The organism is Nonomuraea sp. NPDC004702 (assembly GCF_053601695.1).
In genome coordinates this window covers 132,717-144,427 of the sequence record NZ_JBSGCE010000027.1, presented here as the reverse complement: position 1 = coordinate 144,427, position 11,711 = coordinate 132,717, and the positions used below count along the sequence as shown (strand labels likewise).

The following is an 11,711-nucleotide window of genomic DNA, read 5'->3' as shown; positions in this document are numbered from 1 at the left end:
AGCGGCGATCCTGGTGGCGACCAGCGCCGCGCCGAGCGTGACGACGTCGGCGGCCATGTGCCCGGCGTCCGACATCAGGGCCAGCGACCCGGAGAAGAGGCCGTAGCCCAGCTCGACCAGGAAGAACGCGCCGATCAGGACGAACGAGACCGCCAGCCGCCAGCGGTGCCGGGCCCCGGCGTGCCCCTGCGCCTGTCCGTGTCCGTGCCCGTGTCCGGCGCCCATCACGACGTCCCTTCGCGTTCGGGGTGGATGGCCTCGGTGTGCTCGGTGTGGGCCAGCGCCAGGTCGAGCAGCATCCGGACGTGCGGATCCTCCAGCCGGTAGTACGCCATCCGGCCCGAGCGGCGGGCGGCCACGATGCGATGGGCGCGCAGCAGGCGCAGAGCATGGGAGACCGCGGACTCGCTCTGCCCGGTCACCGCCGCCAGGTCGCACACGCACAGCTCGCCGTCCAGCAGGGCGACCAGCAGCTTCAGCCGGTTGGGGTCGGACAGCAGGCCGAAGACGTCGGCCGTGTCGGCCAGGTCCGCGGCGGCGGGCATGCGCTCGTGCACGGCCGCGACGCGGTCGGCGTCGACCACCTTGACCGCGCAGCCGTCCACGGCCAACACGTGCTCATCTGAAGAACTGTTCACATATCCAACTTAGCGGGACATGTCGGTGATCTGTCAACCTGTCTCAGGCTCGCAGCCGCGGGGTCAGCCGCCGCAGCGCCGCCGCCAGCCGGTCCACCTGCGCCGCCGAGGTGAACAGCGCCGGGGTGACCCGGACGGCGTCGCCCCCGGCCATGCCCGTGCGGGCGACCGTGTAGAGGCCGTAGGTGTCCAGCAGGGTGGCGGCGACGGCCTCGTTGTCGGCCGTGGAGGTGCGGCCGGCGATGCGGAAGGCGGTGATCGCGCCGTACATGCCGGGCTCGTCCGGGGTGAGGATCTGCAGGCCCGGCAGGTCGCGGACCTGGCTCACCCAGCGGTCGCGCAGGTGCCGCAGCCTGGCCTGCTTGACGGCCGCGCCGAGCCGCAGGTGGAAGTCGAGCGCGTCGGGGACCGTGAGGGGCGCCGCGACGTCCATGGTGCCCGAATGGACCCGCGAGCGGATGTCGCCGGCCGGGAAGCTCTCGTCGCCGAAGACGGGCTCGATGTCGGCCAGCCGGTCCCGGCGGATGTAGAGGAACCCGGTGCCGAGGGGCGCGCCGATCCACTTGTGCAGCGAGAACGCGGCGAAGTCGGCGTCGAGGGCGGGCAGGGTGAAGTCGAGCTGCCCCCAGGAGTGGGCGGCGTCCACGACGACGTCCACGCCGCGCTCGCGGGCCATCGCGACGATCTCCCGGACCGGCAGCACCAGGCCGGTGCGGTTGTTCAGGTGCGACAGCAGGAGCAGCCGGGCCCTCGGGGTGGTCCGCAGCGCCCGCTCGTAGGCGTCCAGCGCCGCCTGCCGGGTGGCGGGCTCGGGGAGGACGAACCGGGCGACCGTGGCCGCGCGCCGCCCGGCCAGCCAGTTCATGGTGTGCTGGGCGGAGGGGTAGTCCAGGTCGGCGTAGAGCACGGCGTCGCCGGGCCGCAGCCGCCGGTAGCCGGAGATGAGGTTCTGCAGCGCCTCGGTGCCGCCCCGGGTGAGCGCGATCTCCGCACGGGTGACGCCCAGCAGCGCGGCGATCCGGTCGCGCACCGCGTCGGCCCTGGCCTTGTACGCCGTGCGCAGCAGGTGGGAGTTGCGGGCGTTGAGGACGTCGACGTTGCGGTGGTAGGCGCGCCGGACCGGCTCCGGCATGATCCCGTAGTAGCCGTTCTCCAGGTTGACGAAGTCGCCGCTGACCCGGAACTGCCCGGCCACGCCCGCCCAGAAGCGTTCGTCCCGGGCCAGGTCCGCGGCGTCGGCGGCGGCGGCCCGCGGGAGCGCCTGGGTGAGCGCCGCGGGGAGCGCCTGGGGGAGCGCGGCCAGCGCGCCGGCCCCGGCGATGACCGCGCGTCTGGACAGGGCCATGAGACACCCCCAAGGTCGATGGCGGCGCGGAATCGGGGCCGCGCCGGCGAATGCCAGTGTCGCGGAGATGCCGCCGCGCGGCGAAAACGGCTCGCCGTCGTTCCCGCCATCCGGCGGGAAATCGAGGGCGTCGAACCGGAGGTCTGGAAGCGGTTGGCGGCGGCGATTCCCGTGCGCGATTCCCGTGCGCCGGGAATTTCTTTACCTCGGCCTTGGCCTTTTCCCGGCGCGCCGCGCCGCGTGCCGGGCATGATCTGCGGTGATGCTCACGTCCAGGTCAGCCCGCGCGCTCCGCCCGCCCACCTCGGGGGCCGGCCGGTGGTGGCCGTACGCGATGCTGGCCCTCGCGATGCTGATCACCGTCGTGTTCGCGCACGGCGGCGCGTGCGCGGCCGTCGAGCTGTCCGAGCGGGCCCAGGGCGGCCCCGCGCCGTCCGTCCAGAGCGCCCACCTCGACGTGCATCGGCACGTCAGCTGGTTGCCCGGGCGGATGCCGGTGCGCGACGCCGGGTGCCTGCACGGCGAGCTGCCGCCGGGCCACCTGCACGGCACCGAGCAGGAGTGCGCGGCCACCGCCGCCGCCGCGCCGCCCGTGGCCGCCGCCCCCGTGCTCGCCGCCGGGCCCGCGGCCGTCGTGTCCGGGCCCCTACGACCCGCGCTGCGGGCCGCCTCGCGACAGGCCGTTTCAGGCCGCGAAAATCTCCGCGTGATGCGCATATAGGACGCGCGTCTTTCGCCGTCGTCCTTTTCCACCGCGCCCGCGGCGTCTTCCGTGCCGCGCGGGCGCCGTTCATCTCGGGGATAACAACCAATGTCGTACGACACTTTGCCGCGCCCTGACATTCTGCCCGCCATCGGAAATTCGGGTATTTGCGTCACCGTCGGAAACACGCCGCTGGCGTTCGTCGCCGCGCCGTTCGTCGCGGACGGCGGCGGCTTCTGGGCCAAGCTGGAGGGCTTCAACCCGGGCGGCATCAAGGACCGGCCCGCCCTGCACATGGTCAGGCAGGCCCGCGCCCGGGGCGAGCTGGCCCCCGGCGCGACGATCGTCGAGTCCACCAGCGGCACCCTCGGCCTCGGGCTGGCCCTGGCCGGCATCACGTTCGGCCATCCGGTCGTGCTGGTCGCCGACCCCGGCATGGAACCGCTCATGCAGCGGCTGCTGGCCTGCCACGGCGTACGGCTGGAGATCGTGCCGGAGCCGCATCCCACCGGCGGCTGGCAGCGGGCCCGCCGCGACCGGGTCGAGGAGCTGCTGGCCGAGCTGCCCGGCTCGTACTGCCCCGACCAGTACGGCAACCCGGACAACGTGGCCGCCTACGCCGGGCTGGCCCGCGAGCTGCTGTCCCAGCTGCCGCACATCGACACGCTGGTCTGCTCGGTCGGCACCGGCGGGCACAGCGCGGGCATCACCCGCGAGCTGCGCCGCCACCTGCCCCGGCTGCGGCTGGTCGGCGTCGACACCGTCGGCTCGACCATCTTCGGGCAGCCCGACCGCCACCGCCTGATGCGCGGCCTGGGCTCCAGCATCCACCCCGCCAACGTCGCCTACGACGCCTTCGACGAGGTCCACTGGGTGAGCGCCGCCGAGGCGGTGTGGGCCTGCCGCACCCTGGCGGCCCAGCACTACGTCTCCGGCGGCTGGAGCACCGGAGCCGTCAGCCTGGTGGCCCGCTGGCTGGCCGGCCGGGCCGGGCCGGGCGGCTGCGTCGTCGCCGTCTTCCCCGACGGGCCCTGGCGCTACTGGAACACCGTGTTCGACGACGGCTACTGCCGCGCCCACGGCCTGCTCGGCGTCACCCCGGCCGACGCGCCCGACGAGCTGGACGACCCCGCCGAGCGCGAGGTGCGCCGCTGGACCCGCTGCGCCACCGTCCGCGACCCGCTGGCGGGCCCGCGATGAAGGCCACGCTGGCGCAGTTCCGCTCCTTCGACCGGCCGATCCGGCTGCTGCAGATCAACCAGGCGGGCATCAACATCGGCTTCTACATGCTGATGCCCTACCTCGCCCAGCACCTGTCGGCCGGCGCGGGGCTCGCCGCCTGGACGATCGGGCTCATCCTCGGCCTGCGCAACGCCAGCCAGCAGGGCATGTTCCTGATCGGCGGCACGCTGGCCGACCGGTTCGGGCACAAACCCATGATCATGGCGGGGTGCGCGCTGCGTACCGTGGGGTTCGCGCTGTTCGGGCTCACCACGTCGCTGCCGCTGCTGGTGGCGGCCGCGGTGATCACGGGGCTGGCCGGGGCGCTGTTCAACCCGGCGGCCCGCGCGTACCTGGCCGCCGCGGCCGGGCCGCGCAAGGTGGCGGCCTTCGCCGTGTTCAACGTGTTCTACCAGGGCGGCATCCTGCTCGGGCCGCTGCTCGGGGTGCTGCTGCTGGCGGGCGGGTTCACCGCGGTGTGCCTGGGGGCGGCGGGGATCTTCGCCGTCCTGACCGTGTTGCAGGGGTGCTACCTGCCCGCGCGGCCCCGGGAGCCGGGGCGGGCGCGGCAGCCGGTGCTGCGGGCGTGGCGGCAGGCGTTCGGTGACCGCGCGTTCGTCTCGTTCGCGGCGTCGATGATCGCTTCGTACGCGCTGTCGTACCAGATGTACCTCGCCCTGCCGCTGGAGGTGCAGCGGGCCGGCGGCGGCCAGTGGGCGGTGACCGCCCTGTACGCGGTGTCGGCGCTGCTCGGCATCGCCGGGCAGGTGCGCCTGACCGCCTGGTGCGGCGAACGGTGGAGCCGCGGCCAGGCGATCACCCGCGGGCTGGCCCTCATGGGGGCGGCCTTCCTGCCCATGGTCGCCGCCGCGCAGCTCCACCTGCCGCGGGCGGCGACGCTGACGGCCGCGCTGCTGTGCGCGCTGCTGCTCGGCGCGGGGACGCTGGTGGCCTTCCCGTTCGAGATGGCCACCATCGCCGACATGGCGGGCGAGGAGCTGGTCGGCACCTACTACGGCCTGTACAACCTGGCCTCCGGCGCGGGGATCCTGGCCGGGAACCTGCTGTCGGGCGCGCTGCTGGACGTCGCCGCCGACGCGGGCTGGGCCGGCCTGCCCTGGTTGTCACTGACCTTCGCGGGGCTGGCCTCGGCCCTGGCGGTGGCCCGCCTGGAACACCGCAGGGCCCTCCGGCCCCGCCTGCCGGCGGCCATGGCCACCTAGACCACCCGCAACCCGGCCAGGGGCTGGGGTCGCATCGGGACCTGGAGTGCGCGCGACCTGGCCAGGGGCTGGGGTCGCATCCGGACCTGGAGTGCCCGCGACCTGGCCAGCGGGTGGGACCGCATGGCGACCTGGAGCGCCCGCGACCCGGTCAGGGTCTGGGGTCGGCGTCCCCGGTGGTGCGCCTGCGGCGGCCGGCCACGACGGTCGCGGCTCCGCCCGCGACCAGCACTGCCGCGGCCACCCACAACCAGCCGGGCACGCCGCTCGAGCCCGTGTCCGCCTCGGCCTGGGCGACCGGTGACGAGGAGGCCGCCGGGGCGGCCTCGGCCGAGGCCCCGGTCGAGGTCGGGGTCGCGGACGTGGTCTCGGTCGAGGTCGGGGTCTCGGACGTGGTCTCGGTCGGGGTGGCTTCGGGCTCGCTCGCGGCCGGGGTGGCCGGGGTGGTGACGGTGAAACGCAGTTCGCCGGCGATCGGGTGGCCGTCGGAGGAGACCACCCGCCAGGCCAGCCGGTACTTGCCGGGCTCCAGCGGCGCGGCCGGCTCGGCCTTCACCGTGACGCCCTGGGCCCGCGGCTTGCCCAGCGGCAGGTTCTCGCCCGCCGGGCCGTCGAGCACGAGGGTCGGCAGGGTCATGCGGGAGGTGAACTCCAGCTCGATGCTCTCCACCTGCGCGAGCTTGGCGCCGTCGGCGGGTGAGCTGCTCTTCAGCCGGTCATGGGCCAGCGCGGCGGGCGCGGCGGCCAGCAGCAGCAGGACGGCGCCGCCGACGGCGACACCGGCACGAACGGCCACCCGGAACGGGCGACGCGCGGGACGAAGGGAAGGGGTCACTGCGAACTCCGAGGTTCCTGGATCCGGCTCGATCGCCGGATGGACATGCGGTCCGGCGCGCGACGGGACGCGAGGGGCGTACCGCGGCGGCGCCGGCTGGGTCGTCTGCCTGCCGGAAGGCACGCCGGACCCGCCGCATGACGGGGAACGTCAGCGGCCGGACAGCCGGGCGTGCGCAGCCGGGCGGGGCGGCCCGCGCCGGGAGAGGACCGGAGCCAGCAGCAGCGCCCGGTGACCCGCCACGGGAGGCCACAGCGGGCACGCGCGGGCGGGCCCGGCGGGCGGCGGAGCCAGGACGGACAGCCAGGCGCACAGGACGGCCCACAGCCGGGCCAGCCGGACCGTGCTCAACCGCAGCAACGCCGCCAGCGCCGCGTCACCGCGGGCCAGCCACCAGCTCGACGAGACGGCCACCGCCAGGTGGATCACCACCATCCCGGAGGAGCCGTGCCCATGGGCGACGGCCCCGGCGGGCGACCCGGCGGACGGCCCGCCGAACGGACCGGCGAGCGGCCCGCCGAAGGACGGGGAGGAGGGGTCGAGCAGGTGGCTCAGGCCGTACCGGGCGGACTCGGAGGCGTCGAAGAGCTCGTGGAGGCCGTACTGGGCGGCCACGCACATGGCCAGCAGGGGCGCCCATCCGCGGGGACGGGACCCGGCGGCGTAGGCGGCCGCGAAGGTCGCCACGACGGCCAGGGCCAGCGGGCCGGGCGCGATCGCCGTGCCGCCGACCAGCGTGTGCAGGGCCGCCGAGGCCAGGACGCACACGGCCGTGAACACCGCGGCGCGAAGCGCGCGGACCACGGGACGGGCGACCTGCATCCGGCCATCGTGCCAGAGCCCGGCCAGGTCGTCATCCGCGTCCTTGCGCACCAGGCGGGCGCGACGGGCAGGCGCGGCGGGGAGCCGGGCCGGCTGGGAGGGGTCAGTGGTGTTGTGGGGTCTCAAGCTGGCCGCCCAGGCGGCCGCGTAGCCGTTCCAGCAGGTCGGCCGTGGCGACGACGACCCAGCGGTCGCCGACCAGGTACGCGCCGCCGTACGCCTGGGCGATGTCGAGCCAGTCTCGTTTGCCCTTGTCGGTGCTGAACGTCACGATCGTCAGGCGGCCCTGGGGGGTGTCGCAGGCCGCCTGCCGCAGCTCGGCGGCGTCGGTCTGCAGCTTCCCGGCGGGGCAGCCGAGCAGGGTGGTGAGCTGTTTCATGTCGCCGGCCGGCACCTTCGGCGCGACGGCGACGGCGGGGGCGGGGGGCGCGGCGCCGTGGTGGTGCGCCGGCTGCCCCTGGGGGACGGGGGCGGCCGCGCACCCCGCCAGCAGGGCGATGCCCAGGGCGGCGATCGCCTGCCGCGACGCGCGGACGGGTGCTTCGAGGGGTTCGGGCATGAGGTCGGTGTTCCGCCGGAGTGTCGATGGGACCGGTCACCCGTGGGAAGACGCGCTTCCAGGGGCCGGCAGGTCAGGAGGTGGGCGGGGCGGGGGACGGGAGCGGGGGCTCGGGGAGCTGGTTGTGGTTCACCAGGCCGGTCGATTCGAGGTACGTCATGTGGCGCATGACGAAGTTGATGCCTTCCTGGGCGAACTTGCGGATCTCGGCGTTCCTGGTCCCGGCCCGGACGAGCGCCAGGGTGCCGAAGACCTTGCCGTGCGCGGCGCGCAGCAGGTTCGCGTAGTCCTGGTCGAAGGCCGGGCCGCTCTCGGCCGCGAGCTGGGCCAGCCAGCGCTGCTGGTCGGGGTTGGGCTCGTCGGGCAGGGCGACGCCGAGTCTGGCCGCCGTGTCGCGGGTCATCTGGTCCAGCTTCTGGTGCTCGCCCATGATCTGCCTGCCGACCTGCTTGACGCGCTGCGACTGGGCGCGGGTGGCGGCGTACTCGCCCGCGGGCATCTCCCACAGGCCCGCCTGCCGCACCTTGATCAGCAGGTCCACGTCGGCGGCCGAGAGGGGGCCCGAGGGCGTGAGGGTCCGTTGCGCGTCCGCGGGGTCGATCGACGGAGGCAGGATCAGCAGGATCGTCGCCGCCGCCGCCGCGACGAAGCCGCCCAGCATGAACATCTCACCGCGCAAGAGCCTGTGCATGCTCGAAGGTACGCGGGCCCGCCGGATCCGGTTCAACGGATCCGGGACCGGTTTCCTGCATACCCCCCACAGGTATAGAGTGCGCCGTATGAGACGTCTTGAACCGCTCGTTCCCGAGAAGGCCCCTGAGAAGTCCCGTCAGATCCTGGACGACATCGTCGCCAGGCACGGCGGGGTGGGTGACATGGTGTCCACGATGGCCCACTCGCCCGCGTTGCTCCAGGGATATCTGGACTTCTCGCGGGCGATGAAGCGGGTGAAGATCCCGCGCGCGCTCAGCGAGAAGATCTCCCTGGCCGTGCAGGAGTGGATCGGCTGCGGCACGTGCCTGGCCGCGCACACCGAGGGGGCGCTGGCCGCCGGGCTGAGCGAGGCCGACGTCGCGCTGGCCCGCCAGGGCACCTCGGCCGACGCGCGGGAGGCCGCCCTGATCGCGGTGGCGGTGCGGGTGCTGGTCGAGCCGTCGTCCATCACCGACGAGGAGGTGGCGGGGCTGCGCTCCCTCGGCTGGAGCGACCGGGTGATCGCCGAGGTCGTCGGCCTGGTCTCGCTCAACCTGCTGACCGGCGCGTTCAACCTGCTCGTGGGGAACCAGCCGGAAGAGGAGCAGGCCAGGGGTTAGCTCGTGATGTACTGGCCCATGGCGATCGGCGTGCGACCGGCCCCGGTTCCCGCACGCCCCGGCGACGGATGGAGGACGACATGACCGCGCACGAACCGGCGGCATCCCCGCAGCGGCACCACCGGGCCCACGCCGACGCGATCGACGCCTTCATCGCCGCCGCCAACGCCGACGACCCCGACCACCGCTCCGCGCTGCTCAGCCGTGCCCTCGCCGCCGACGTGGTGTTCTGGGGGCCGCTCGGCCGCGGGTCCGGCCGGGGCGCGGTGGCCGACTTCGTCACCGAGGTGGTGCAGGGCTACCGGGCCGGCGGCTGCCGCATGGTCCGGACGACGTCCGTCGACGCGCCGCACGAGTGGGCCAGGTTCGGCTGGCGCTTCGAGGGGCCCGACGGCGCCACCGTCCTGTCGGGCACCGACATGGTGCACCTCACCGCCGCCGGCGACATCGACGAGATCGTGGTCTTCGCCGGCCCGCTGCACTGACACCCGCTCCCGCCGTCCAGGACCTAAGCCCCTCGCCCGCGGGACGTTCGCCGCTGCCGCCACCGCCCCCCGGCGAGGGACCGTGGAGGCGGAAAGCGAGGTGGCGATCATGTCGATCGAGGTCAAGGACGTCATGGGACGCGTGGCGATCGCGGTGCTGGAGCACGCGTCGTTCGCCGACATCGTGGCGGCGATGAAGCGGTACGCGGTGGGCGCGGTCACCGTGATCGACGCCGACCGGCGGCCGGTGGGCGTGGTGTCGGAGGACGACCTGCTGCTCAAGGAGACCGGCCGGGCCCGGCACGCCGTCTCCGTCCTCGACTCGCGGGCGCGGCGGCAGGAGCAGCGCAAGGCCGCCGCCGTCACCGCCGCCGAGCTGATGACGTCGCCGGCGGTCACGGTAACTCCGGGCATGCCGGTGCGTGAGGCGGCCAGGATCATGCACGCCCGGCGGATCAGGCAGCTCCCGGTGATCGACCCGGTCACCGGACGCGTCGTCGGCACCCTGCACCAGCGCGACGTGCTGCGCGTCTTCACCCGCCCGGCCGCCGAGCTGGAGGCGGACGTCAGGGCCGTGCTCCCGCCGGACGGCACGTTCGCGGTCACGGTCGACGCCGGCGTGGTCACGATCACCGGCCGGGTGGCGACCCGCGCACGGGCCGCCGCGCTGACGGAGGCGGTCCGGGCGGTGGAGGGCGTCGTCGACGTCGTGACCGAGCTCGACCGCGACCGGGACGACCTGGTCACCGTCCCGCCGCTGCTGTAGAGGCGGACGGGCCCGGCGGGCTGATTCCGGCGGCGAGGGCACGTGCTGGGACACTGAACGGTATGTCGGAAAGTGAGCAGCGTAGCCTGATGCCCCAGATGCGGCTCGACGAGCTGCTGGCCGAGCTGCAGACCAGGCTCAATGCCGTCCTCGCCACCCGTGACCGGGTGCACGCGCTGCTGGAGGCCGTCGTCTCGGTGGGCAGCGACCTCGACCTGGAGACCGTGCTGCGGCGGATCGTCGAGACGGCCACCAAGCTGGTGGACGCCAGCTACGGGGCGCTCGGCGTGGTCGGCGAGGAGCAGACGCTCGTCCAGTTCATCCCGGTGGGGCTGAGCGAGGAGGAGATCGCCCGGATCGAGCACTGGCCGCACGGGCTGGGCCTGCTCGGCCTGCTGATCAAGGACGCCCGTCCGCTGCGGCTGGGCCGCATCTCCGACCACCCCGAGTCCTACGGCTTCCCGCCCGGCCACCCGCCGATGGGCACCTTCCTCGGCGTCCCGGTGCGGGTGCGCGACGAGGTGTTCGGCAACCTCTACCTGACCGAGAAACGCGGCGGCGGCGACTTCGACGAGGAGGACGAGGCCATCGTGATCGCCCTGGCCACCGCCGCCGGCGTCGCCGTGGAGAACGCCCGGCTGTACGAGGAGTCGCGCCGGCGCGAGACCTGGCTGCAGGCGTCCTCGGAGATCACCACCAGTCTGCTGTCCGGCGCCGGCTCGCGTGAGGTGCTCACCACCATGGCGGCGCGGGCCCGCCAGATGACCGACGCCGACCTGGTCCAGGTGCTGCTGCCCGACCCGTCGGGCGGCACGCTGACCGTCGACGTGGCCGAGGGCGAGGGCGCCGACGAGCTGCTGGGGATGGCGTTCGACGTCTCGGCCACCCTGGCGGGGGAGGCGTTCACGCACGCCGAGCCCAGGTCCGAACGCGACCTGCCGGGCACGCCCTACCTCGACTCGCCGCTGCGGCGGCTGGGCTACGGCCCCGGCCTGATGGTGCCGCTGGGCGCCGCCCCCCGCGTGCGCGGCGTGCTCATGCTGGCCAAGCGCGGCGGGCGGCTGCCGTTCAGCGGGGCCGACCAGCAGATGCTGGAGTCGTTCGCGGGGCAGGCGGCGATCGCGCTGGAGCTGGCCGAGGCCCGCCGCGACGCCGAACGGCTCGGCCTGCTGGAGGACCGCGACCGCATCGCCAAGGACCTGCACGACGTCGTCATCCAGCGCCTGTTCGCCACGGCCATGACGCTGATGAGCACCGTCCGGCTGGTCGAGCGGCCGGAGGCGGGCAAACGGCTCCAGCACGCCATCGACGAGCTGGACGAGACCATCCGGCAGATCCGCTCGTCCATCTTCGCCCTCCAGGCCCCGCGCGAGGACGCCGCGCCGAGCCTGCGCACGAAGATCGTCGACCTGGTGGAGGGGGCGGGCGCGCACCTGGGGTTCATGCCCGGCCTGCGGATGGAGGGCCAGATCGACACCCTGGTGCCCGACCAGGTGGCCGGGCACCTGCTCGCCGTCCTGCGCGAGGCGCTGTCCAACGTGGTGCGCCACTCCCACGCCACCCGGGCCGAGGTCTCCATCGAGGTCGCCGGCGGCCGGCTCACCCTCCTCGTCGGCGACAACGGCGTCGGCGTGGGCGACGGCGGGCGGCGCAGCGGCCTGCGCAACATCGAGGAACGCGCCGCCGACCTCGGCGGGGCCGCCCAGCTGGAGACGCCGGAGGAGGGCGGAACCCGCCTGCGCTGGCACGTCCCGCTGTGACGGCCGCCCCTCGCGCGTCCTAAGTCCCGGGAGGTCGGGAC

Annotated in this window: 14 protein-coding genes; 7 read left to right on the top strand and 7 right to left on the bottom strand. The window is 74.4% G+C overall.

What is annotated here, in order from left to right; genetic code table 11:
- The 3 genes from ACWEJ6_RS29960 to ACWEJ6_RS29950 all read right to left on the bottom strand — a co-directional run.
- On the bottom strand, nt 1-225 hold a 225-nt coding region (locus ACWEJ6_RS29960; RefSeq protein WP_452428046.1), incomplete at its 3' end, for a cation transporter.
- Entirely contained in the window at nt 225-638 is a 414-nt protein-coding gene (locus ACWEJ6_RS29955; RefSeq protein WP_452428044.1) for an ArsR/SmtB family transcription factor, read from the bottom strand. The genes ACWEJ6_RS29955 and ACWEJ6_RS29960, both read right to left, overlap by 1 nt.
- Before the next feature lie 43 nt (nt 639-681).
- A complete protein-coding gene (locus ACWEJ6_RS29950; RefSeq protein WP_452428042.1) occupies nt 682-1,983 on the bottom strand; it encodes an aminotransferase class V-fold PLP-dependent enzyme in 1,302 nt (433 codons plus the stop codon).
- Nucleotides 1,984-2,245: 262 nt separating this feature from the next.
- Here ACWEJ6_RS29950 and ACWEJ6_RS29945 point away from each other — a divergent pair, with 262 nt between their 5' ends.
- The 3 genes from ACWEJ6_RS29945 (at nt 2,246) to ACWEJ6_RS29935 (ending at nt 5,130) form a co-directional block, all read left to right on the top strand.
- Nucleotides 2,246-2,704, top strand: coding sequence for a hypothetical protein (locus tag ACWEJ6_RS29945; RefSeq protein ID WP_452428040.1), 459 nt, complete (start codon nt 2,246-2,248; stop codon nt 2,702-2,704).
- 90 nt (nt 2,705-2,794) lie between these two features.
- Nucleotides 2,795-3,886: a PLP-dependent cysteine synthase family protein gene (locus ACWEJ6_RS29940; protein ID WP_452428038.1), complete on the top strand. Its 1,092-nt coding sequence runs from the start codon at nt 2,795-2,797 to the stop codon at nt 3,884-3,886.
- Nucleotides 3,883-5,130, top strand: coding sequence for an MFS transporter (locus tag ACWEJ6_RS29935; RefSeq protein ID WP_452428036.1), 1,248 nt, complete (start codon nt 3,883-3,885; stop codon nt 5,128-5,130). The genes ACWEJ6_RS29940 and ACWEJ6_RS29935 overlap by 4 nt, the downstream gene beginning before the upstream one ends.
- 151 nt (nt 5,131-5,281) lie before the next feature.
- Here ACWEJ6_RS29935 and ACWEJ6_RS29930 read toward each other — a convergent pair whose 3' ends face one another.
- From ACWEJ6_RS29930 to ACWEJ6_RS29915, 4 genes are all read right to left on the bottom strand, one after another.
- The gene (locus tag ACWEJ6_RS29930) at nt 5,282-5,965 is read right to left on the bottom strand and encodes a copper resistance CopC family protein (RefSeq protein WP_452428034.1); all 684 of its coding nucleotides are present in this window, start codon (nt 5,963-5,965) and stop codon (nt 5,282-5,284) included.
- 150 nt (nt 5,966-6,115) lie between these two features.
- Entirely contained in the window at nt 6,116-6,913 is a 798-nt protein-coding gene (locus ACWEJ6_RS29925; protein WP_452428032.1) for a hypothetical protein, read from the bottom strand.
- On the bottom strand, nt 6,891-7,346 hold the full coding sequence (locus ACWEJ6_RS29920; protein WP_387669709.1) for a hypothetical protein: 456 nt from the start codon (nt 7,344-7,346) through the stop codon (nt 6,891-6,893). Before ACWEJ6_RS29920 ends, ACWEJ6_RS29925 begins: the two co-directional genes overlap by 23 nt.
- Before the next feature lie 73 nt (nt 7,347-7,419).
- Nucleotides 7,420-8,037, bottom strand: coding sequence for a DUF4142 domain-containing protein (locus ACWEJ6_RS29915; protein WP_452428030.1), 618 nt, complete (start codon nt 8,035-8,037; stop codon nt 7,420-7,422).
- Between the two features lie 88 nt (nt 8,038-8,125).
- On the opposite strand from ACWEJ6_RS29915, the gene ACWEJ6_RS29910 reads away from it, so the two are divergent.
- The 4 genes from ACWEJ6_RS29910 (at nt 8,126) to ACWEJ6_RS29895 (ending at nt 11,670) form a co-directional block, all read left to right on the top strand.
- On the top strand, nt 8,126-8,659 hold the full coding sequence (locus ACWEJ6_RS29910; RefSeq protein ID WP_387669706.1) for a carboxymuconolactone decarboxylase family protein: 534 nt from the start codon (nt 8,126-8,128) through the stop codon (nt 8,657-8,659).
- Nucleotides 8,660-8,739: 80 nt separating this feature from the next.
- Nucleotides 8,740-9,144, top strand: coding sequence for a nuclear transport factor 2 family protein (locus tag ACWEJ6_RS29905; protein ID WP_387669705.1), 405 nt, complete (start codon nt 8,740-8,742; stop codon nt 9,142-9,144).
- A 109-nt stretch (nt 9,145-9,253) separates the two neighbouring features.
- The gene (locus tag ACWEJ6_RS29900) at nt 9,254-9,910 is read left to right on the top strand and encodes a CBS domain-containing protein (protein ID WP_452428027.1); all 657 of its coding nucleotides are present in this window, start codon (nt 9,254-9,256) and stop codon (nt 9,908-9,910) included.
- 89 nt (nt 9,911-9,999) lie between these two features.
- Nucleotides 10,000-11,670 carry a sensor histidine kinase gene (locus ACWEJ6_RS29895; protein WP_452428025.1) on the top strand — a complete coding sequence of 557 codons (1,671 nt, stop codon included), beginning with the start codon at nt 10,000-10,002 and terminating at the stop codon, nt 11,668-11,670.
- Nucleotides 11,671-11,711 lie beyond the last annotated feature (41 nt).